We start from the raw sequence: 21,514 nt of genomic DNA, 5'->3' as shown, positions 1-21,514 counted from the left end.
GGGGGGGGGGGGGGGGGGGGGGGGGGGGGGGGGGGGGGGGGGGGGGGGGGGGGGGGGGGGGGGGGGGGGGGGGGGCGCCCGCCCGCGGGGGGGCCACCCGGGGGACGGGCGATCAGTTGGGCTGGTTGACGGCCTTGGCGTACGGGGTGGCGAGGTAGGGGAACGCGGTGCCGAACGGCTTGTCGGCGGTGTTGACCTTGTCGCCGGCGGCGAGCGCCGGGATGAGGTGGCCGGGCGTGGCGCCCTCCATCACCTGGAGGGCGATGTCGACGACGTCGTCGGTCAGGCGGCGGCCGTTGGGGAAGCCCTGGAAGTCGCCGTTGAGGACGCCGAGCCGGTCGGGCTTGGCGGTGACCGGAGTCGACATGTTGAGCCGGAGCTCCTCGGCGGGCACGAACCTCGACACGTCGATGTCCTGGTTCATCAGCTGGGAGTTGAGGTCCACCGCGAGCGGGCCGTTCGCGGCCTTGGCGATGCCGGTGAGGAAGATCTCCTGCAGGTCGGTGCGCGGGGTGGCGGGCGCCGGCAGGCCGTAGATCGCCTGGATCAGCTGCGGCACCTCGGGGTTCAGGACCTTGGCGACCACGGCGGGCTGGTTGTGGTCCTCGGACGGCGGGAGGGAGTTGAAGGCGTCCTTGAGGCCGGCGGGCAGCACGACCTCGTTGACCAGCGGGTTGCCGAGCCGGGAGACCTGCACGTAGGGGCCGGTGGGCTTCTGGGCGGCGGGGGTGAGCTTCAGGCTCTGCTTCTCGGTGCTGGACCAGACGCCGATGACGGGGTTGCGGCCGGGGTCGCCCTTGTAGGCGAGGCGGCTCTTGGGCACCTGGATGGACAGCGAGTTGACGTTGTACCCGGCGAGGGTGTTCTGGCCCACCTCGGAGAGGTTGCCGCCGTAGAGCAGGTCGAAGACGCGCAGGTCGAGGAAGAACGGGTCGGCGGCCTGGGTGGCCACCGTCCTCCCGCCGCCCGGGAGTTGGACGGTGGCCTGGTCCCGGAGCCGGCCGTAGTCCGGCATGGAGGCCTGGCCCGTGTCGGAGGGCGCGGCGGTGCCGTGCGCGACGAGGGTGACCGGGTCGCAGTCGGGGCGCAGCTCCTGCAGCGTGTAGTACTGCCGGAAGAGCAGCGTCTTGTCGGTCAGGTTGTTCACGACGCCGTTGTTGTAGAGGAAGGTGTTGGTGCCGCGCAGGTCCTCGGTGTGGAAGGTCCAGCGGTAGGTGACGTCGGGGCGGCCGGTGCCCTGGGAGTCGATGTTGATGTCGTAGTGCGCGCCGTCGGCCCAGGGGTAGAAGTTGGGGCCCCCGTTGGGCTCCTGGAAGGGCAGCCAGTTGGCGACCAGGGTGACGGTGTCGGGGTTGTCGGGGCTGGTGAAGGCGTAGACGTCGGTGTTGTCGACCTGGGGGTCGGCGGCGATCAGGGGAGCCTCGCGGTGGCTGGACGCGGTGCTGACGCCGGCACCGGCGCCGAGGAGCGCGGTCGAGGCCAGGGCGAGGCTCATGGCCGTGAGGATCGCCGCGTTGCGGGCGGTGGAGCGCTTGCGGGCAGGTGGGCGGGTGGTGTTGTTCATCTGGCGGGTGTCTCGCTTTCGTGGGGACGGCATCCGCCCCGGGCCGTCTGGGCCTTCGGGGGAGGGGTCCGGTGGGCAGCCGCATGGGCACTGTGAACCGGATCCCGTCGTGCCTTCGCGAGCCGGGCGGGGGTGGCTTGCTCCGCTCACCCGCACGGCGCAGGGGTACCACCCGGCCGGGGGTACCCCCCGCGTCCCCTCCACGGTGCCGGACCCGGCGCGCCACAAGTCATTGCTGGGGATGTGTAGTTGCGCATCCTGTGCAACAAGGGCCCAGTGGTGCGGGCACACCGGGAGCGCGGGGAGGGGTGAGGCCCGTGCCACCCGACGGGACGGCACAACGGGTCAGCCGGGGACGGCCGGTGCGGTCGGTGCGAACGTGCGTCCCAGGCCGATGCCCCGTGCGGGTGATGCCACGACCCGGGCCGGAGTGGTGAACCGCCGCTCGCCGCAGCGGCCGCCAGGGTTACCCGTCGGGCTCTCCGCCCTCAACTCCCCGTCCGGCCGTCTGTCTTCCATGGCTTCTCCCATGGCCACGGCCGACCCGTGATCCCTCCGGAGGACATGACGTGCTGCTCCCGCGATTCCTGATTCGGACGGGCACGGGGGTGGCCGGCGCGCTCTGCCTGCTCGGCCTCGCGGCCCCCGCCGAGGCACACCCGTTGGGGAACTTCTCGCTCAACCACTACCTCGGCTTCACCGTCCGCCCCGACGGCATCGAGGTCCTCGCCGTCACCGACGCCGCCGAGATCCCGACGCTCCAGGAACAACCGCAGGTCGACCGCAACGGTGACGGCACGGCCGATGACGCCGAGCGGGCCTCCTGGGCGGCCGAGCAGTGCTCCCGGACCGCGCAGCGGCTGCAGGTGACCGCGGACCGGTCCGCGCCGGTGCGGTGGAACACGCGGTCGGCGCAGTTCCGCTACGAGGACGGGTCGGCGGGTCTGCGGACCGGCCGGCTGCAGTGCGTCCTCGACTCCGCACTCCGCGTCCCGCCCGGTGGCACCACCGTGCTGGTCGCCAGCGGGAGCGATCCCGGCCGGGTCGGCTGGAACGAGATCACCGCCCGGGGCGAGGGGACGACCCTCGACCCGTCGGACGTCCCGGCGCGGTCGGTCTCCGACGAGCTCCGGGACTACCCCCGCGACCTGCTGAACAGTCCCAGCGGAGTCACCCGGGCGCAGTTCCGGGTCCTCCCCGGCGGGGCTGCGGTGTCCGCGGCCGGGACCGGGGACCCGGGCGGCGCCGCCCGGGGGCCCACGGCCTGGCTCGTCGGCCTCGACTCCCGCCTGGCCGACCTCGGCGCGGCCCGGCACCTCACCCTGCCGGTCGGCCTGCTCGCCGTGCTGCTCTCGGTCGTACTGGGCGCCGGGCACGCGCTTCTGCCCGGGCACGGCAAGACGGTGATGGCCGCTTACCTGGCCGGGCGGCGTGGCCGGACCCGCGACGCGGTGACGGTCGGAGCCACCGTGACGCTGACGCACACGGCGGGTGTCCTGGTCATCGGGCTGTGCCTGACGGCGTTCTCCTCGCTGGCGGGTGACGTCCTGCTCGGCTGGCTGGGCGTCGTCAGCGGTGCCCTGGTCGCCCTCGTCGGTGCCGCCCTGCTGCGCGACGCGGTACGACGCGCCGGCGGCGGACCGGGGCCGGCCGCCGCCCGGGGGCACGCGCAGGAGGTGGCCGTGCCACCGAGGCAACGCGCACGCGCGGCCGTCGCGGCGGTGCCGGCACTCCGTCACGACCACGCGCACCCGCACCCGCACGGTCCTCACGACCATGACCACGACCACGACCACGCGCACCCGCATCCGCACGGCTCTCACGACGACCACCCCCACCCGCATCGCCACGACGAGCACGAGCACCACCACCACGACCACGGCGGCGGGTCCGCCGCCCGGCACCACGGCCAGGAACACGAACACACCCATCGGCACGGCCTCTTCGGGGGCCACCATCACCACCACCCGGCCCCCGGCCGACGTGGACTGATCGGTCTGGGCATCGCCGGCGGCCTGGTCCCGAGCCCGTCCGCGCTGGTGGTCCTGCTGGGCGCGATCGCCCTGGGTCGCACCCTCTTCGGAGCGGCCCTGGTGGTCGCCTACGGGCTGGGCATGGCCGCCACCCTCACCGCGGTCGGCCTGCTCCTGGTCCGCCTCGGCGACCGGATCGCGGGCGCGGCGGACGGCGCGGTGATCGGCCGGCTGCGCCGACTCGCCCCGCACACCGCCCTGTTGACCGCGCTGCTGATCCTCGGGGTGGGCGTCGGGCTGGTGGTCCGCAGCCTGCCCTCCACACTCTGAAACCCTCTCGTCCCCGGAGGTCGACCGACATGCACGCACCCAGCCCGCGCCGAGCCGCCCGTGGTGTCCTCCTCGCCGCCGTGACCACCGTGCTGGTGGCCGGTTGCGGCGCCGAGTCCGACGGAGGATTCGACTCCCAGGACGCCGCGCCGTCCGCCACCTGCATCCAGCACCAGCACCAGAGCCCCGGCCGCAGGTACACGGGCCGGGAGAACTCCGACCCGAGGTCGGTCCTGGAGATGATGCGCTTCTACACGGCCAACGGCACCAAGGCCTTCTGCGACGGCAAGCCGGCCACCGACACCGACCGCCGGTGGACGGAGCTGTACGTGGCGCTCGGCGGCGACCCGAGCCACGTCGCCGTCGCATAGCCCGTCTTGCGCCGCCGTCGGCCGGCGGCGGCGCCGGGAGAGATCCTCGGACCGACCCGTCCGAACGGGCGGGTGGTGGCGAATGACTGGTAGAAGCGTGCGACGGCCGGGCCGACGAAGCCCGAACCGGCGGCCCGATCGAAGGCCGCACGCGTGCACCGCCCCGGTGCCGTCGCGCTCGTCCCACTCCCAGAAGGGAGCGTCCCGATGCGGAAGCTCCTCGTTCCCGCCGCCCTCGCGGCACTCGTCCTGCCCTTCGGCGTGGCCACCACCGCCTTCGCCGACTCCGCCCACGGATCGGCCGCCGACCGCGATCAGCGCAACACCTTCACGTACGCCCTGCTGGTGCCCGTCGCCAACAACCGGGTCCAGGGCATCGGCACCGCCACCGTCGTCCTGCACGGACACCAGGCGAAGATCACCATCCATGTGCGGGGCCTGCTCAACCACGCCCCGCACGCCATGCACATTCACGTCAAGGGGTCGGGCGAGTGCCCCACCGCCGATGCCTCCCGGCTCCACAACGGCCACCTCGCCACCTCCACCACGGACGGTCTGGCGGCCTACGGCGCCATCGGCACCTCACTGACCACCACCGGTGACACCAGCCCGGGCAGCGCCCTGGCCGTCGACCGCTTCCCCTCCGCCGGCACCTACACCTACTCCCGCACCATCGCCATCACCGACGACGTCGCCCAACAGGTCCGCCGGGACAACGCCGTCGTCGTCGTCCACGGCATCGACTACAACAAGAACGGCAAGTACGACGCCGTCCTGGGCGCCAGCGAACTCAACCCGATGCTTCCCCAGGAGGCCACCGCACCGGCCCTCTGCGGTCCCCTCCACTGACTCCACTGACTCCTCTGACTCCTCTGACTCCACCGACCGGCCGGCACCCGGTGCGCGCGAGGCCCCTGCCACGGCGGGCAGGGGCCCCGCGCCGCGCACACCGGCGTCGCCCCGTACAAGTAGAACTCGCTGGACGGCGGCTGCCCGTTCTTCGCCGGCGCCGCCGAGCACGCCCACGTGGAGTTCCCGACACCGGTGGAGGCGGCGACCAAGGTCCGGGTGGCGCCCGCGTCGTTCGACGACCACTTCGGCCAACCGAGGCTGTTCTGGCTCAGCCTCAGCCCGGTGGAACGCGAACACGTCATCGCCGCCTACACCTTCGAACTCTCCAAGGTCTACGAGCAGACCGTCAAGGAGCGGGCGCTGACGGTACTGGCGAACATCGACGCGGCTCCGTGCGCCGAGGTCGCCACCGGCCTGGGCCTGCCCGCCCCCGAACCGGGAGCGTCCGCGCATGCCGACGTCACCCCGAGCCCCGCGCTCTCCCAGACCGGCGCGACCTGGCCGACCACCGGCCGCGTCGTCGGCATCGTCGCCGACGCCACGAGCGACCTCGACGCCGTCCGCCACGTCCGCGACGCCGCCCGCAGGGCCGGACTCCTCCCGCTGCTCGTCGCCCCCACCGGCGAGCCGCTCGCCGAGGACCTCGCCGTCCGGCGCACCCGGCCGCGCCGGTCGAGGCCCGGTCCACGGTCGGCGAAGCCGGCGAGACCATGGCAGGAACGAGCGCGCCGCCCGGTCGGGCGTGGTCCCGGGGGCGGCGCCGGACGGTGAGAGGTGACTCCGTAGCCGTCACCGTGAGAGCGTGCGGGCATGTTTGAGCCGACCGAAGCCGCCGACCGACCGGTCAGACTCCTCGGATTCTGGGGGACGCCGGAGAACCGGACGCTGCCGGACCCCGCCGGCCTCGTCGATCCCGACTGGGACGAGGCGCAGCGGCTGTGGGTCGCGGACTATCTGGCGCACGGGCTGGTCGCCGGGAACTGGATGGGCGCGTCGAGGTGCAGGCTGTGCTCGCGCGCCAATGGCTCCCGCGACCTCACCGACGGCCACTACCTCTGGCCGGAAGGTCTCGCCCACTACGTGCTCGACCACGGGGTCAGGCTGCCGGCCGAGTTCCTCGACCACATCGAACGGCGCTCCCGAGCGCTGGAAGAGCTCGAGAGGGACGGCTCGTGGTGGCAGCGCAACGCTGCCAGGACGTAGGCCGAGCGTCGCTCGCCGGGCCGCCCGGGGTCCGGGCTGCCCCCGGACCCCGGGCGCCACGCCGGTACGTGTGACGCGCGGGGTCCGGAGCGCCCCGGCGGGCTGCCGCGCGGCGGACCGTGCTGCGGTCAGGCGCGCAGCGTGCGCCAGGGGCGGGTGGTGTGCTCGGCCGGTGTGCCGTCCAGGACGCGGGCGGTGCGGGCGGCCGGGTCGAGGAGGACGGTGGCCAGGCTGGCCCAGCGCCGGCCCGTCGGGCCGGACATGTCGGGGAGACAGGTGACCGGGGGCTCCCCGGGGCCGGTCACCAGGTGTTCGACCAGGTCCTGCGCCCGCTCGGCGGGCCGACCCGCGATCCGGTCGCGGAGGAAGGCGTGGCGCTCGCCGGAGTCGGGCTGGTAGAGCCAGGTCTTCTCGTGCTCGGCGGGGACGGCGGTGAGGAAGTGGTTGGTGCGCAGGAGCGTCCCCGGGGAGACTTCGGGGGCCTCGAAGATCCCCGCCGGGCTGAGGTCGAGGAGGAGGGCGTCCTCCTGGTCGAGGAGGGTGAAGGATCCGGACGAGGTGAGGGGCGCGGCGCGCAGGATCTCCAGGGCGTGCCGGGTGTTCTCGGCCTCCTCGAGGACGAGTGCGGCGAGGACGTGGACGGGTATGCCGCCGGCGCGGTCGTCCCGGTGGCCGAGGATGTTGAAGTGCAGCGCGAGCCCGGCGCTGTTGACGCCGATCTTGGCGAGGATGCCGTGCTCGGTGATGCCGACGTACCGGTGGTCGCCGCCGGCGCTGTCGACGGTGTGCCAGGCGGAGCTGAGCTCGACGTGCCAGTCCCAGGTCTGCACGCCGACGGGGGTGGTGGCCCCGGTGGCGGTCGGCAGGCGCCGCACGATGGTGGAGCACTCGCCGGGCGGGACGACCCGGCTGCGGGCGAGGATCTCGGTGCGGGCGTTGAGCGCGGCGATCCGCCAGGGTTCGACGGCGGCTCCGTCGGCGATGCCCTCGATCTGTGCGCGCAGGGCCGGGCGGAAGGCGTCGATGGCGTCGAGGGAGCGGTCGGCGTCGTCGCGGACGGTCGTCGGCCGGATGCCGGCGAGGGTGAAGAGGCGGTCGTAGCCGTCGAGTGCCTCGTGCAGCCCCTCGGCGAGCCGGCGGCCCCGGGACCGTCCGCGCAGGTGGGGATCGGCGGCGTCGACGGTCACGTGCGGGCGGTGGGCGGGGCGGGGGAAGGGCACTGTGGTCACGGGGTCCGTTCCTGGGTGGTGCGCTGGGACTGCGCGGTCTGCTGGGGTGGGGTGCCGGGCCGGGGCGAGGTGGCGTGCCCGGGGTGGGAGGTGCGCTGCGGCCGGGTGGCGTGGTGCAGGACGGAGCCGTCGACGACGGTGGCGAGGACGGGGTTGGCGGCCTGCTGTTCGGGGGTCAGGTCGAGGGGGTTGCGGGCGAACACGGTGAGGTCGGCCAGGTAGCCCGGTGCGATCCGGCCGAGGGTTGCGGCGCTGCCCGCGGCCGCGGCCGGGGCGTGCGTCATTCCGGCGTAGGCCTCCCGGGCGGTGATCCGCTGCCCGGGCTGCACGGGGGCGGTGTCCGGCTCGTCGACCGGTCGGCGCAGCTGGGCGTCGGCGAGGCCGGCGCGCGGGTCGGCCACGCCGATCGGCCAGTCCGATCCGAGTGCGACCACGGCACCGTGGTCGAGCAGGTCCCGGGTGCGCCAGCCGTGGGCGACCCGCTGCGGGCCGATCCGCCGGGACCAGTTGTCGCTCTGGTCGGCGCTGGTCATCCGGGTGGCGTGGGCGGGCTGGAGGCCGGCGACGACGCCGAGGGCGGCGAAGCGCGGGAGCAGGTCGTCGGGGATCGACTCGAGGTGTTCGATCCGGTGCGGGGCGGACGGGGCGTGGCCGGTCTCCTCGATCACGTCGAGCGCGGTGCGCACGGCCTGGTCGCCGATGGCGTGGGTGGCGGTGGGGATGTCGCGCTCGGTGAAGAACCGGACGGCCTCGCGGTAGCCCTCCACGTTCGTCCAGAGCGGTCGGCGGTTCTGCCCGAGGAGGTCCGGGTGTTCGAACCAGGCGGAGCCGTTGTCGGCGGTGCCGTCCAGCATGAACTTGGCGCCCGCCACGTGCCAGCGGCGTCCGGCGAGGGCCTGTTGGGCGGCGACGCCCTCCCAGACGGCGCGGGTGGAGTCGGCCGGTACGAGCGGTGAGCAGCGCACCCGCAGGGGAAGGTCGCCGTCGGCCTCGATCAGCCGGTAGACCTCCTCGGAGGGCGCGGTGAAGTCCAGTGCGTGCAGGCCGGTGAGGCCGGTCGCGGCGAACTCGCGCAGGCGGGCGGCGACGTGCCCGGCCGCCACGGGGAGCGGGACGGCGGGGTAGTGGGCGAAGACGAGGTCCATGGCCTGGAGTTCGACGATGAAGCCGGTGGGCCGCCCGTCCGGTCCGGTGGCGACCCGGGAGTTGTCGTCGAAGGTCTCGGCGCCGGTGAGGCCGACGAGGTCGATCACGGCCGGGCTGACGACGAGGGAGTGCGCGTCGCGGGTCATGAGCGAGACCGGCACGCCGGGGAAGTGCTGCCCCAGGCGGTGGCCGGTGGGTTCGCCGTCGAAGACGTTGATGTCGAGGTTGAACCCGGTGACCCAGCCGGCGTGGTCCCCGTGCGTGCGGTGGCGGTCCGCGAGCCGGGCCGCGATGTGGGCGTGCACCGCGTCGGCGGTGGTGAGGCCGTCGAGGTCCAGGCCGGTGCCGGTCTCGATCGCCCCCCATACCGGGTGGGCGTGGGCGTCGGTCAGCCCCGGGGTCAGGGTCGCGCCGGGGAAGTCCAGCACCTCGGTGCCGGCGCCCGACCACCGGGACGGGATTTCGTCGCCGCCGACGGCGACGATCCTGCCGTCGCGGACGGCGACCACGGTGTCGGTGGCCGGGCCGGGCGCGGGGTCGAAGTTCTCGATCCGTGCCACGTGCAGGATGAGGTCGGCGTTCATGGTCGGTCCTTCAGTGCTGGGCGGTGGTGGGGGGCAGGGTGCCGAGGGCGCGGGACAGGGCCCAGTACAGGGCCGCCGCGCCGACGACGCCGACGGGTACGGCGAGGTTGAGACCGTCCATGGCCGAGGAGAGCGGGCCGGCCCAGGAGGTGGAGCTCGCGCACAGCGTCGCGGCGACGCCGCCGCCGAGCGTGGCGAGCACGCCGGCCCAGTTGACGCCGGCGCGGTACCAGAAGGGGCTGGTGCGGCTCTGGTCGTGGAGCTGTTCGCCGTCGTAGCGGTTGCGCCGCAGGACGATGTCGGTGGCGTAGACGGCCATGCACGGGCCGGTGATCACCACGACCAGTTCCATCATGGTGTTGACGGCGGTGAGGAAGTCGAAGACCAGGAGGGCGAAGAGCGTCATGGCGGTGCCGATGACACCGACGACCAGCACGGCGACCACGCGGTGCAGCCGCACGCCGATGGACTGCATCGACAGCCCGGAGCTGTAGGCGGTGATGCCGTTGTTGGCGACGGTGTTCAGCACCACGGCGGTGACGAAGACGGGGACGAACCACGACGGCATGATGCTCTCCAGCGCGGTCTGCGGGTCGTTCATGTCGAGCGTGGTGGCCGCGAGGGTGCCGATCGCGGTGAACAGGACGCTCGGCAGGAACCCGCCGGCCGCCGTCCACAGCGTGACGGCCCTCCGGCCGGTGGTGCGCGGCAGGTAGCGGGAGAGGTCGGGGCTGTTGGCGTAGGACAGCGGCGCGGAGGCGACGATGGTGAAGCCCGACGCCAGGACGACGAGGTGTCCGAACCCGGTGGGCGGGTCGGCCGGCGCGTACGACCAGTCCGTGTGCGCGAGGACCAGCAGGCTCAGGGCGACGAACACCACCGTGAGCAGGATGCTCAGTGCGCCGTACAGGCGGACGATGGTCGCGTGCCCGAAGATCGCGACGAGGATGGTCGCGCCGGCGATCAGGCAGACCACCACGGCGTCCAGGCCGGGGGAGTCGGGCAGGCCGAGGCGGCTCGTCAGGCCGAGGCCGGCCACGGAGGCCGCCGACCAGTTCAGCGCGAGGTAGAGCGAGGCGATCAGCCACCCGGTGACCGCGACGATCACCCTGTTGCCGACGACGCCGTACATGGCGCGGGAGATCACGGAGCCGGAGGTGCCGGCGGCGGGGCCGCTGACGGCGATGAACCCGGTCAGCAGCCAGAAGAGGTTGCCGGCGACGGTGACGGCCAGCGCCTCGGCCGGCGTCAGGCCCATCAGGACCAGCGTCCCCCCGACCACGAAGCTGAGGTAGCTCACGTTCGGCGCGGCCCAGAGGGCGAAGAGTTCCCGGGCCCTGCCGTGCCGCTCGGCGTCGGGCACGCAGTCGATGCCGCGGCTCTCGGGGGAGCCGACGCGGTCCTGTCCGGGTGGGGTCGCGGCCACGACGGGGTCGGTCGTAGAACACTCCATGGCGGGTTCCTTCGGTGGGGGAGACGGCGGCACCGGCCCCGGTGACCGAGCGGACCGGGAGGGTGCGACCAAGGAGACCCAGTCTTATTGATGTCGACACCAATAGGCTGTTGGTGCGACATCCAATAGTGTGTTCCGCATGACGTCAACCCCTCGGGCCGCACGGACCCGCAAGACCCCGGAGGAGCGGCGGACCGAGATCCTGCAGGCCGCCGCCCGGCTCGCCCTGGAGCGCGGACTGGAGCGCACCACGATGCAGCTCGTCGCCGACGAGCTCGGGGTGCGACCCGGGCTGATCGGCCACTACTTCGCGACCGTGGACGACCTGCTGTGCGAGGCCTTCGCCCGGGCGGTCAGCGGTGAGCGTGACGCCCTCCTCCCGCCGGCCGAGGCCGGCCTGCCGCCCGTCCGGCGGCTGAGCCGCCTGCTGCACCGCCTCGACGGCGAGGACTTCGTCGACCTCGGCAGGTTGTGGCTCAACGCCCGGCACCTCTCCCGCTACCGCCCGAACCTGCGGCGCGTGGTCGCCGAGCAGGAGGCGATCATGCGCGACACCCTGACCGCGGTGATCGAGGACGGCGTGCGCGCCGGCGACTTCGTCTCCGACGACGCGCTCGGCGCGTGCCTGGTCATCCTGGTGGCGATCGACGGGCTCGGCGCCTACGCGAACGACGAGCCGCTGTTCACCCACCCCGCGCTCGAAGCACTCGTCTTCACCACGGCGGAACGCGAACTCGGCCTCGCCCCGGGCACCTTGCGCGACAGCGAGAGTGACAGCGACAGCGACTGACGGGTGCGGGTGGGGGGGCTCGGGGCCGGCATGGGTGCGGGTGGGGGCGCGGAGAAGTACGGTCCCCAGGGCCCTCGGCATGGCGGGGCGCACTCCCCTCCGCCGAGGCGAAATCCCTTTGCCCGGTCGTGTCGCGTGGTTCGACACTGAGGCCATGCTCGGATTCGTCAGGACCGACAACGAAGCCCTCGTCTCGTGCTTGGGTGACCCGCACCGCACCGTGGCGGCCTACTGGGAGCTGCTGCGGCGCAAGGAGGATGCGCTCGGCGCCGTCCGCGCCGGCCTGTCCCACGAAGACGCGGCCGTCCGCGAGGGCTGCTGCCGACTTCTGGACCACCTGGTCGACACGGAGTCCATGGGCCTGCTCATCACCATGGCCGACGATCCCGACGCCCGGGTCAGGATCGCGGCGTTCCACGCCCTGGCCTGCGATCGGTGCAAGGGCGACACCTGCGCACCGGACGCGGACCGGGTGCTCGGACCCGCACTGCGGCACCTGGCCTCCGACCCCGACCCGGGGGTCCGGGCACGGGCCGCCGAGCTCGTCGGCAAGTTCGCCCATGCCGATGCCCGAGCCATCGCCGCTCTGCGGGCGTCCTGCGCCCAGGACCCGAGCCCGGCCGTCCGGAAGAAGGCCAGCTGGTTCATCCCCGGAGGGGCCATCTACGACCGGACCGCCCCACACGCGCCCGGGTAGCGGGACAGCCCTCAGCCTGCGGGGTTCACCTGCGGGAGTCGCCGGATCGTGATCGGAAACACGAAAGTGCCTTCCTCGCCGGGGTGATGGGGCTTCTCCAAGGTCTCCATCGGCTCAGCAGGACGGCACTTTCCACAACACGGTGTCGCATCGGAGCCGGTCCTGCACGGCATTCTCCAGGTGGTGGGCGGTCCTCTTTAATGTCAGATGGACGATAACAATTATCGTCGGAAGGACGATAATCGGGAACGGGCCGGAAGGGTGGGCGAGGAGCCGGGTTGCTGCTCCGATCGGTCGCGGGGGTGTTGCCCCGGCCGGGTGACGGCTCCGGCCGGTCGGCGGTGCCCCGGGTGCGGCAGGTGATGCGGTGGGGCGGGCGGTGCCCGTACCGCCCCACCCGCCGGCCCCGCCCCCAGGAGCTCCCCATGCCGCTGACACGTTCGCGCCTCCGCCCGCTGCTCGCCGTGCTGACCGCCGCCTCCGTGTTCACCCTCGCGCCCGGCACCGTCCCCGCGCAGGCCGGCCAGGCGCACGACGACGCCCGGCTGCAAAGGCGTCTGCAGGAGCTGGTCGCCCGGGCGGACGGCCCGCCCGGGGTCATCGCCGTGCTCCGGCACGGGTCGCACCAGGAGGTGCTCCGGGCGGGCGTGGCCGAGGTGGGGACCGGCCGGCCGCCGCGGTCGACCGACCACATGCGCATCGCCAGTGCGGCCAAGGCCTTCAGCGGAGCGGTGGCGCTCGGCCTGGTCGACCAGGGCCTGCTCGGACTGGACGACACGCTGGCCGAGCGCCTGCCGACGCTGCCCGCCGCCTGGGGTGCGGTGACGCTGCGCCAGTTGCTCAACCACACCAGCGGGCTGCCGGACTACAGCGGCTCGACGGAGTTCCGCGAGATCCTCCAGGCCGACCCGCACCACCAGTTCGACCCCCACTGCCTGCTCGACTTCGTCGCCGGGCAGGCACTGGAGTTCACCCCGGGCTCCCGCTACGCGTACTCCAACTCGGACAACATCGCGGTCGCCCTGATGGCCGAGGCCGCCTCCGGCCGCAGCTACGAGGAGCTGCTGCGCACGGTGGTCTACCGTCCGCTCGACCTGCGGGAGACCAGCCTTCCGTCGGGCTACCGCCTGCCCCGGCCGTATCTGCACGGCTACGCCGTCCAGCCCCCCGCCGCGCCCGAGGACGTCAGCACGCTGTTCGGCGCCTCCGGGGCATGGGCCTCCGGCGGGATCGTCTCCACGCCGGACGACCTGGCGAGGTTCATCGGCGGGTACGCCGGCGGCCGGCTGATCGCGCCGGCCGTCCGACAGCAGCAGCTCACCTTCGTCGACGGCGCCTCCGAGCCCGCCGGACCCGGCCGCAACGAAGCCGGGCTGGCGATCTTCCGCTACACGACCCGGTGCGGCGTGGTCTACGGCCACACCGGCAACACGGCCGGCTACACCCAGCTGGCGGTCGGCACCCCGGACGGCAGCCGCTCGCTGGCCTTCTCGGTCACCACGCAGGTGAACCAGACCAACACCCCGGACCTGCTGGCCGAACTCCGGGACGTCCAGGAGGACTTCGTCTGCGCGCTGCTGGCTGACTGAGGCGACGGCCCGGGCCGCCGGGACCCGCCGGGACTCGCCGGAACCCGCCGGGGCCGGCAGTCCGGTGGCCGCCGGTCGGGGATGCCCGGGTCGGACCGCCGGCGTCCTCCGGTTGCACCGCCACAGCGGGCAACCGGAGGGTTCGCGCCCGCACCCGGCTCACCCCGGCCGGCGCGCGCCCGTCCCCGGTGTGTCCGGCACCGGGCCGGCCGGCGGATCCCGAAGCGGCGGCGCTCGCCGGTGACCCCGTGTGACCCCAGTTGCAGGGAGAGTCCGCGAGCGGAAGCCTGGAACTGCGGGACCGTTCACGAGTGCGGGGTGATCAACCATGGCCAAGTTCGTGCCCAGGTACCAGGAGGAGGACCACCAGATCGAGTTCTGGGAGGTCGAGTTCACCAAGGAGGACTGGGACGAGTTCCACAAGGCACCGCGTGAGTTCCTCCAGCGCATCACCGAGGCCGAGGGGCGGGACGTCAATCGTCTCCTCGTCGACGCGAGGCTGTTGGAGGTCAAGCCCGACGGCAGCATCTGCCACGGGCACATCACGAGCTTCCACATCAGAACCGGGCCGGAGAGGTCGACCACCGGCTACAGCTGCTCCGGGGTCTGGGAGTAGCGCCGGACGTCCCCGGAGCGCGCGATCCGCTCGCGGGCGGCACGACCGAACGGGCAGGCGCGGAGCGCCGGTTGACCCCCGGCGCGCCGCCCCGACCGCTGTCCCCCTCCCACGTTCGGGCGGAGCCGCGAGGGGCCGCGGCGGGCTCAGCCCCGCCGGGGGCGCACCCACGGGGGCGGCTGGGCCGAGTAGCGGGCGTGTCCGGTGTCGGAGCCGGACAGGTGGTAGACCGCGCCCTCGTGCTCCAGCTCCAAGGGCGGGGGGTCGAGGACCGGAGGGACCCAGCGCAGCCGTCCGCCGATCTCGACCCGGGTCTCCAGTCTCGGAGTGCCCCAGAACCGTGCGAACTCCTCGGCCACGTCGGCGTTCCAGCCGCCGCCGAGCTTGGCCAGCAGCGTCGGGCTGTAGACGCCGCGGACCCGCAGGTCCTCCAGGAAGCGGCGCTGGACGACGACCGCGACGTAGCGGCGGTGGTTGCCCCGGTGACGGCCGACCACGGTCACACCCGGGTCCCACGGGTCCCAGCGTGGAGGTGCGATCCAGACCTTGGCGCCCGGGGCGAAGTGCCTCAGACCGACCCGGAGTTCGCGGCCACCGTCGCCGTGGGTGGTCACCCGCGCCACGTTGGCCACCACGCAGAGGCCCAGGGGTTCGGGGCCCGTCCCGTCGTTCGTCATGATCACCATAATGCCCGGGCGCTCCCGCCCACGCACCGGAGTTCCGGGCGGGTGCGGCCGGGTGCCGGTCGCGAGCGTCCCGGTGGCAGCTGGGACGTCGACGTGAGGGCAGCGGGCGCGAGGAGGCGCGACCGGCGTTCTGACACGGCCTCAGAAGTGTTCTGAGGTACCTGCAACCCGTCCTACGTCCCGCTGTCGGCCGACTCCGCGGTGGCGTTCCAGAACTCCGCGACGGGCAAGTGCCTGGGGGTCGTGGACTTCCGCATCGACGACGGTGCGCCGGTGCGTCAGTCCGCGTGGTGCGGTGACACGGCCCAGCAGGGGCGGGTCAGTGACGGTTTCGTCGTCAACGTGTACAGCGGCAAGTGCCTGGAGGTGCCGGGCTGGAGCACCGCGCAGGGGGTGGCGGTCGGCCAGTGGACCTGTCACGGCGGCGCCAACCAGCGCTGGGGGAAGGTCAATGTCGACGGCACCACCATGGCCGTCGTGAACTTCAACAGCGGCCTCGTCCTCGACGTCGCCGGCGGGAACCCGGACGACGAGACCCCGGTGGTCCAGTGGTCCTCGGGTGGTCAGGCGAACCAGCGGTGGGCCCTCGACCCCGCCGGCTGACCCGCACTCGGTCCCCCGGCCCTCACCGGGCCGGGGGACCGACGTGCTCACCGGGCATCGCGGCCGGCCCGGGTTGCCGGCCGGGCAGGTCAAGCCCGTACCGGCCTTCGCCGGGCGCTCGCCCTGGTGGGGGGACGGTGCCCCCTGCGCGGACCGGTCGTCTACGACGTGTTGACGGTCTGTCTACCCGTGCTGCCTAGCGTCCTCCCCATACCCCGGCCCGACCCCGGGCCGTCGCCGAAAGGGAGAACCCGCGTGCTGCGCAAGACCCGTGCCCTGCTGACCGGTTCGGTCGCCGTGCTGGCCTTCAGTCTCATCTCGCCCACCTTCACCGCCAACGCCGCCGGCGACCAGAGCGGCATCGACGCCTGTGCCCGCGAGGCCAAGCTGGCGGGCTTCGCGAAGGACAAGTCCGGCGAGGGCCGCAACGACGACGCGATCTACGCCGTGGCGATCGCCATGGCCGAGTCCGGCTGCAACCGTCTGGCCGTCCACACCAACCTCCCCACCGACCCCGACCCGGGCACCAAGGACCTCGGTGCCTGGCAGATCAACGAGCGCTGGTACCCCGACGTCCACGGCCACGACGCCGGGATCGTCACCGCCGAGAACTGGCAGGACATGGGCTGGTCGGCCCGCAAGGCCTACGCGATCGACAACGACGGCACCGGCCGCGGCTGGGCCTCCTGGGCGGCCTGGCACCTGGGCACCTACCAGCAGTACCTCGGCGACGCGCGCGCCGCGGTCAACCGCGCCTGGCAGTAACGCCCCGCCGCGGGTGACCGCCTGGAGTACCCGCACCCGCCCCGCCGCCCCCGGTGCCCACCCGGCACCGGGGGCGGCGTGCGTCAGCGGACCCGCGCCCGCTCGTGGACCCGCCGCGGCGGGCACGCCGCCATGCCCGCGGGGGCTCTCGGACGACGACCACGACCGGCTCCGCGTGCACTGCGCGGCCGTGCTCGGGGCGATCGGCGGCGAGCCCGAGGCATCGGCCGTCCTCGGCGCCCCGCTTCCGGTCCCGGGGAAGAACGCCTCGCGGTGCGCGCCGCCGGGAACGCAGGGGCCCGCCGCCGGCCCGGCCGCTCCGGTGTCTCATGCCTCTACCGACCCCTAGTTGAACGTGTTCAAAGTCGTGCGCCATGATGATGCCGAACGGGAGCCCCTCGACCCTGACCACGGGATTCGGGCGGCCCCGCCGTGCCCCGCCCTGCCCCGGCGCGCCCACGCCCCGGCAGCGGCAGAAAGGACCGTCCGCCGTGCTGACACCCTGGCAGACCCGGCTCGCCGCCTCCGCGGTCGCCCTGATGTGGGGCTACGAGGGCCTCTGGTGCAAGATCTTCCCCGGCCGCGCCGACCAGCGCGCCATCGTGGAGGGCCTGCCGCTCCTGCCCGAGAGCGCCGTGACGGCGCTGCTGATCGCCATCGGCCTGGCCGAGCTGGCCCTCGGCGCCTGGGTGCTCACCGGGCGCCGGCCCCGGCTCGCCGCGCTCGTCCAGACCCTGCTGGTCGTCGGGTTCAACACCGGCGGCCTGCTGTTCGGCGCCGACCGCATCCCCGAACCGGGCCGCCTCGTCGTCCAGGACCTCGCCTTCCTGGCCCTCGTCTGGACCCTCGCCGCGGCACACGGTCACCGCGCCCGCCCGACCGCGCTCGCCGCGTGAACGCCGCCACCCCCTGGACCGAAGGCCGGCTGCTCAGCCTCCAGACCCGCCGCCCCCGCGTCCTGTTCGGCCGCATGTACGAGGACCCGGCCGTCGAGCTCGCCGCCTTCCCCCCGCCCGGCGCCCGCGTGCTCTGCATCGCCTCGGCCGGTGACACCGCCGCCGCCCTGGCCGCCGCCGGGTACGACGTCACCGCCATCGACCTCAACCCCGTCCAACTCGAGTACGCCCGCGCCCGGCTCACCGCGGGCGCGCCCGCCACCACCGGCTCCGCGGAACACCTGCTCGCGGCCGGCCGGACCGCGGCCGCCGTCCTCCCGGCCTGGCGACCGGCCGCCCTGGAACGCTTCCTGCGGCTGGACGACCCGGCCGCCCAGGCCCGCCACTGGCACCGCCACCTCGACGGCCCCGGCCTGCGGCTGCTGCTCGCCGCGACCCTGCGCCCGGCCGGTACGCTCGCCGCCGCCGTCCGGCCCGCCTTCCGGGACGTCCTGCCCCGCCGCTTCGACACCGCCCTGCACGCCCGCCTGGCCCGCGGCTTCGCCCGCCACCCCAACGCCGACAACCCGTTCGCCTGGCGTCTGCTCCTCGGCCGCGAACTCCCCGGCACGCCCACCGCACCCACCGCGGCCCCGGTCCGGCTGCTGGCCGGCGACGTCCTCGACCACCTCGAACGCTCGCCGGCCGGCCACTACGACGCCGTCACCCTCTCCAACGTCCTGGACGGCCCCGGCCCGGCCTTCGCCCGCCGCCTCCGCGCCGCCGTGCGCCACGCCGTACGCCCCGCCGGCACCGTCGTCCTGCGCAGCATCCGCGAACCGGGCCCCGCCGGCCCCGGCGCCGCCTCCCAGGACCGCTCCCTGCTCTGGGGCGTCATCCGGGTGCTCCGGCTCTGACGACCGCCGGGCCCTGAACGCCACCGACCACCGAACACCACGCGAGCCCACCACCGGAGTCGACCGTGCGACACCTGCTCCAACGCCATCCCGTCCCGATCCGCACCCACTTCGCGCACTCCCTCGTCCTCACCTACGCCCTCCCGCCCCGCCTCCTCGCGCCCCTCGTCCCGCCCGGCCTCACCCTCGACACCTACACCGACCCGACCGGCACCCACCACGGCTTCGTCGCCGCCGCCGTCGTCGACACCCGCGCCCTGCGCCCGGCCGTCCTGCCCGCCCGCCTCGGCCGCGACTTCCTCCTGACCGGCTACCGCGTCTTCACCCGCTTCCCCACCCCGGGCGGACGGACCATGCGCGGACTGCGGATCCTGCGCTCCGACACCGACAACCGGCTGATGGCCACCGGCGGCAACGTCTTCTCCCGCTACCACTACCGCCACGCCAGGATCGGCACCCGGACGCTCGGCACCACCCTGGAGTTCAAGGTGCTCAGCTCCGACGGCCAGGCCGACCTGCACGTACGCGCCGACCTGGCGAGCACGCCGGCACCCCTGCCGCCGGGCAGCCCGTTCGCCGACGCCCGCGCCGCCCGCAGGTTCGCCGGCCCGCTGCCCTACACCTTCGAGTACGAGCCCCGGACCCGCTCCATGATCGTCGTCAAGGCCACCCGCACCCACTGGGACCCCGTCCCGGTGACCGTCGAGGTGCCCCGGCTGACCTTCTTCGACCACGGGCCCCTCGCCGGCAGCCGACCCGTCCTCGCCAACGCCTTCCACGTCGCCGACGTCGACTACGGCTGGGAGGCCGGCCGCCGCCGCGCCCTCGACGGAGCCCCGCGATGACCGCCCGACCCGCCGGGCCCGCGGACCGGTCCGCCACACCCGCGACGCGCCCCGTGACGTCCCCGGGCGGGCCCGCCGGTCCCGCGCAACGCCCCTCCGGCGTCCGCGAGGTGATCCGCTACAACTGGCCGATGTATGCCGCCGGCGCGGCCACCGGCGTCGCCGGCCGGCTCCTGGCCCGCCACCTCCCCGCCCGGCCCGCCGCCGTCGCCCGCGCGGTGTCGAGCGTCGCCGCCGCACTCCTCACCACCAGCACCCTCGCCACCTGGCACGTCTACGACCGCTCCGCACTCCACACCTACGACTGGTTGCCCGACCTGCTCCCCGCCGGCCCCGGCGACCACCTCGTCGTCTGCACCGGACTCGACGAGGCCAGCCGCCCCGTCGCGGCCCGCCACCCCGGTGCCCGGCAACGCGTGGCCGACCTCTACGACCCCGACCTGACCACCGAGGGCTCCATCCGGCGCGCCCGCCGCCACGCCCCGCCCGCGCCCGGCACCCTCCCCGCCCGCCCCGGCGCCCTGCCCGCCGCCACCGGCTCGCTCGACACCGTGCTCGCCGTCCTCGCCGCCCACGAACTGCGCCGACCCGCCGACCGCACCGCCCTGTTCACCGAAGCCGCCCGCGTCCTGCGGCCCGGCGGCACGCTCCTGCTGGTCGAGCACCTGCGCGACCTCGCCAACACCGCCGTCTACGGCCCCGGCGCCTGGCACTTCCAGCCGCGCGCCACCTGGCTGCGCCACGCCGCCGAGGCCGGGCTGCACCCGGCCGCCGAACGGCGGATCGCCACGCTGATCACCGCCTTCGCCTTCCGGAGCCCCGTCGCATGAATCAACTGTTCACCCTGGAAGCCCAGTTGAGACTGGTCGGCGCGGCCCTGGTCGGGATGGGCCTGTTCCACGCCGTGCTGCCGCGCATCGTCCGGTGGCCCGCCGACCTGACCGGCACCAGCCTGCTGACCCGCCAGATCTCCTACGTCCACCTCTTCTTCGTCGCGCTGACCTGTGCCCTGCTCGGCCTGCTCCCGCTCTGCCTGGCGCCCGATCTCCTCGCCGGCACCCGCCTGGGCACCGCCCTCCTGGCCGGCCAGACGCTCTTCTGGGGCCTGCGCTGGCTGTTCGAGTTCGCCGTCTTCTCCCCGAAGCTCTGGCGGGGCGACCCCGCGCGCACCGCCGCGCACCTCGGCCTCTCCGTCCTGTGGACCTGGGTGGCCGCGGTCTTCGCGCTCGCCCTGTGGCGGGTGCTCTAGGGTCCGTCGGGCGCCCGGCGGACGCTCCACGGCCGACGGCCGGGCGACGTCCGGTGGTTCCTCGCGCGGGCCGCGGCCTCGCCGGCCGTGCCCGACCGGCCCGGCTCGGTAGCATGCACCGCATGGCCATCAAGCTTGAGAACGTCGGCATCGCCGTTCGCGACCTCGAAGCAACGATCTCGTTCTTCACCGACCTCGGCCTCACGCTCGTCGGCCGTGACACGGTCAGTGGCGAGTGGACCGACACCGCCGTCGGCCTCGACGGCAATCACGCCAGGATCGCGATGCTCCAGACGCCGGACGGACACGGTCGCCTCGAGCTCTTCGAGTACATCCACCCCGAAGCGATCGAGTCGGATCCCACGCGTCCCAACGAGATCGGCATGCACCGCGTCGCCTTCTCGGTCGACAACCTGGACGAAGCCCTCGCGGTGGCCGCGAAGCACGGCTGCCGTCCGCTTCGCGGGGTGGCGACCTACGAGGACGTCTACAAGCTCACGTACGTCCGCGGTCCCAGCGGCATCATCGTGATGCTCGCCGAGGAGCTGAAGAAGAACTGACGGCCGATCGGCCCAGCCGGCCGCGCGCCCGCACGAGGAGCCCCTCGCCGACCGGACCGGTCAATGCCGGGGGTGCCCGGTGACCTGCCTGCGGCATCGAGGGGCCGAGCACCAGGGCCTCGACCAATCCGGCGGATGTCCGAGGGGCGCGGGGCCGACAAGGGGCTCGGCCGCTGTCCCGCCGGCCGGAGGCTCCGCCCGGCATGGGAGCGTCGAGTGCCCATGCCGGGGCGGTCCCCGGGTGGTGCGGTCAGATGGTGACGCAGATGCCGTCCTCGATGGTGCGGCCGTCCCGTTCCAGGCCGCCGCAGACGAGTTTGGCCCCGGCCTGCTCGTAGCCCACGGTCCACCGGTGGGAGGCGGCGTTGACCCTCGGGGAGCGGTAGTCGCCCCAGTAGGCGCGCAAGGTTCCGGGCAGGCCGTCCCTGGTGCTGACGGTGATGTCCTGGACGAACCTGTTGTGGTGGGCGGTCATGACGCAGATGTACTTGCCGCACTGGGAGTCGACCCCGCGTGTGGTCGCGGCCGCGGGCAGCGTGGCCACGGCGCTCAGGGCGAGGGCCGCCGGCAGGGCGGTCGCGAAGAGGATACGAACGTTCGTCATGCCGTGGTCAACG

The 21,514-nt window shown here is 73.9% G+C and carries 23 protein-coding genes; 17 read left to right on the top strand and 6 right to left on the bottom strand.

Annotated features, from left to right (window positions below; translation table 11 throughout):
- Positions 1-112: 112 nt before the first annotated feature.
- Positions 113-1,564: a DUF4331 domain-containing protein gene (locus tag ACWDRR_RS38125; protein ID WP_449776868.1), complete on the bottom strand. Its 1,452-nt coding sequence runs from the start codon at positions 1,562-1,564 to the stop codon at positions 113-115.
- A gap of 569 nt (positions 1,565-2,133) precedes the next feature.
- Between ACWDRR_RS38125 and ACWDRR_RS38120 the strand changes: the two genes are divergently transcribed.
- The 5 genes from ACWDRR_RS38120 (at position 2,134) to ACWDRR_RS38100 (ending at position 6,293) form a co-directional block, all read left to right on the top strand.
- Positions 2,134-3,867 carry a nickel/cobalt transporter gene (locus ACWDRR_RS38120; RefSeq protein WP_449776867.1) on the top strand — a complete coding sequence of 578 codons (1,734 nt, stop codon included), beginning with the start codon at positions 2,134-2,136 and terminating at the stop codon, positions 3,865-3,867.
- 29 nt (positions 3,868-3,896) lie between these two features.
- Entirely contained in the window at positions 3,897-4,238 is a 342-nt protein-coding gene (locus tag ACWDRR_RS38115) for a hypothetical protein (RefSeq protein ID WP_449776866.1), read from the top strand.
- A 207-nt stretch (positions 4,239-4,445) separates the two neighbouring features.
- A complete protein-coding gene (locus tag ACWDRR_RS38110) occupies positions 4,446-5,087 on the top strand; it encodes a hypothetical protein (RefSeq protein ID WP_449776865.1) in 642 nt (213 codons plus the stop codon).
- A gap of 177 nt (positions 5,088-5,264) precedes the next feature.
- Positions 5,265-5,861 carry a catalase-related domain-containing protein gene (locus tag ACWDRR_RS38105; RefSeq protein ID WP_449776864.1) on the top strand — a complete coding sequence of 199 codons (597 nt, stop codon included), beginning with the start codon at positions 5,265-5,267 and terminating at the stop codon, positions 5,859-5,861.
- Positions 5,862-5,900: 39 nt separating this feature from the next.
- Complete coding sequence (locus tag ACWDRR_RS38100) at positions 5,901-6,293, top strand: hypothetical protein (protein ID WP_449776863.1); 393 nt, start codon at positions 5,901-5,903, stop codon at positions 6,291-6,293.
- Positions 6,294-6,421: 128 nt separating this feature from the next.
- Here the strand turns inward: ACWDRR_RS38100 and ACWDRR_RS38095 are convergent, their stop codons facing one another.
- The 3 genes from ACWDRR_RS38095 to ACWDRR_RS38085 are packed head-to-tail and all read right to left on the bottom strand — an operon-like array spanning position 6,422 to position 10,705.
- The gene (locus tag ACWDRR_RS38095; RefSeq protein ID WP_449776862.1) at positions 6,422-7,522 is read right to left on the bottom strand and encodes a C45 family autoproteolytic acyltransferase/hydolase; all 1,101 of its coding nucleotides are present in this window, start codon (positions 7,520-7,522) and stop codon (positions 6,422-6,424) included.
- Positions 7,519-9,252: an amidohydrolase gene (locus ACWDRR_RS38090; RefSeq protein ID WP_449776861.1), complete on the bottom strand. Its 1,734-nt coding sequence runs from the start codon at positions 9,250-9,252 to the stop codon at positions 7,519-7,521. Before ACWDRR_RS38090 ends, ACWDRR_RS38095 begins: the two co-directional genes overlap by 4 nt.
- A 10-nt stretch (positions 9,253-9,262) precedes the next feature.
- A complete protein-coding gene (locus ACWDRR_RS38085) occupies positions 9,263-10,705 on the bottom strand; it encodes a purine-cytosine permease family protein (RefSeq protein WP_449776860.1) in 1,443 nt (480 codons plus the stop codon).
- Between the two features lie 139 nt (positions 10,706-10,844).
- On the opposite strand from ACWDRR_RS38085, the gene ACWDRR_RS38080 reads away from it, so the two are divergent.
- From ACWDRR_RS38080 to ACWDRR_RS38065, 4 genes are all read left to right on the top strand, one after another.
- A complete protein-coding gene (locus ACWDRR_RS38080; protein WP_449776859.1) occupies positions 10,845-11,495 on the top strand; it encodes a TetR/AcrR family transcriptional regulator in 651 nt (216 codons plus the stop codon).
- 154 nt (positions 11,496-11,649) lie between these two features.
- Positions 11,650-12,192, top strand: a complete 543-nt coding sequence (locus ACWDRR_RS38075) for a HEAT repeat domain-containing protein (protein WP_449776858.1) — start codon at positions 11,650-11,652, stop codon at positions 12,190-12,192.
- A 425-nt stretch (positions 12,193-12,617) separates the two neighbouring features.
- Positions 12,618-13,781 (top strand): serine hydrolase domain-containing protein, encoded by a 1,164-nt coding sequence (locus ACWDRR_RS38070; RefSeq protein WP_449776857.1) that lies wholly within the window; start codon positions 12,618-12,620, stop codon positions 13,779-13,781.
- Between the two features lie 328 nt (positions 13,782-14,109).
- The gene (locus ACWDRR_RS38065) at positions 14,110-14,397 is read left to right on the top strand and encodes a hypothetical protein (RefSeq protein WP_449776856.1); all 288 of its coding nucleotides are present in this window, start codon (positions 14,110-14,112) and stop codon (positions 14,395-14,397) included.
- Positions 14,398-14,543: 146 nt separating this feature from the next.
- On the opposite strand, the gene ACWDRR_RS38060 is transcribed toward ACWDRR_RS38065, so the two are convergent.
- Positions 14,544-15,074, bottom strand: coding sequence for a hypothetical protein (locus tag ACWDRR_RS38060; RefSeq protein WP_449776855.1), 531 nt, complete (start codon positions 15,072-15,074; stop codon positions 14,544-14,546).
- A 210-nt stretch (positions 15,075-15,284) separates the two neighbouring features.
- Between ACWDRR_RS38060 and ACWDRR_RS38055 the strand changes: the two genes are divergently transcribed.
- From ACWDRR_RS38055 to ACWDRR_RS38020, 8 genes are all read left to right on the top strand, one after another.
- The gene (locus tag ACWDRR_RS38055) at positions 15,285-15,686 is read left to right on the top strand and encodes an RICIN domain-containing protein (protein WP_449776854.1); all 402 of its coding nucleotides are present in this window, start codon (positions 15,285-15,287) and stop codon (positions 15,684-15,686) included.
- Between the two features lie 255 nt (positions 15,687-15,941).
- Positions 15,942-16,451, top strand: coding sequence for a hypothetical protein (locus ACWDRR_RS38050; RefSeq protein ID WP_449776853.1), 510 nt, complete (start codon positions 15,942-15,944; stop codon positions 16,449-16,451).
- 491 nt (positions 16,452-16,942) lie between these two features.
- Positions 16,943-17,347, top strand: a complete 405-nt coding sequence (locus tag ACWDRR_RS38045) for a DoxX-like family protein (protein WP_449776852.1) — start codon at positions 16,943-16,945, stop codon at positions 17,345-17,347.
- Positions 17,344-18,243, top strand: a complete 900-nt coding sequence (locus ACWDRR_RS38040; protein ID WP_449776851.1) for a DUF3419 family protein — start codon at positions 17,344-17,346, stop codon at positions 18,241-18,243. Before ACWDRR_RS38045 ends, ACWDRR_RS38040 begins: the two co-directional genes overlap by 4 nt.
- A 65-nt stretch (positions 18,244-18,308) precedes the next feature.
- Positions 18,309-19,088 carry a DUF2071 domain-containing protein gene (locus tag ACWDRR_RS38035; RefSeq protein WP_449776850.1) on the top strand — a complete coding sequence of 260 codons (780 nt, stop codon included), beginning with the start codon at positions 18,309-18,311 and terminating at the stop codon, positions 19,086-19,088.
- On the top strand, positions 19,085-19,918 hold the full coding sequence (locus ACWDRR_RS38030) for a class I SAM-dependent methyltransferase (protein ID WP_449776849.1): 834 nt from the start codon (positions 19,085-19,087) through the stop codon (positions 19,916-19,918). The genes ACWDRR_RS38035 and ACWDRR_RS38030 overlap by 4 nt, the downstream gene beginning before the upstream one ends.
- Complete coding sequence (locus tag ACWDRR_RS38025) at positions 19,915-20,337, top strand: hypothetical protein (RefSeq protein ID WP_449776848.1); 423 nt, start codon at positions 19,915-19,917, stop codon at positions 20,335-20,337. The genes ACWDRR_RS38030 and ACWDRR_RS38025 overlap by 4 nt, the downstream gene beginning before the upstream one ends.
- Positions 20,338-20,459: 122 nt before the next feature.
- Positions 20,460-20,897 (top strand): VOC family protein, encoded by a 438-nt coding sequence (locus ACWDRR_RS38020; RefSeq protein WP_449776847.1) that lies wholly within the window; start codon positions 20,460-20,462, stop codon positions 20,895-20,897.
- Between the two features lie 250 nt (positions 20,898-21,147).
- Here the strand turns inward: ACWDRR_RS38020 and ACWDRR_RS38015 are convergent, their stop codons facing one another.
- Positions 21,148-21,501 carry a hypothetical protein gene (locus ACWDRR_RS38015; RefSeq protein ID WP_449776846.1) on the bottom strand — a complete coding sequence of 118 codons (354 nt, stop codon included), beginning with the start codon at positions 21,499-21,501 and terminating at the stop codon, positions 21,148-21,150.
- Between the last annotated feature and the right edge of the window lie 13 nt (positions 21,502-21,514).

The sequence above is a fragment of the Kitasatospora sp. NPDC003701 genome (assembly GCF_053587085.1).
Note: the sequence above shows the minus strand (reverse complement) of the source record. Positions and strands in the feature narration are given on the sequence as shown.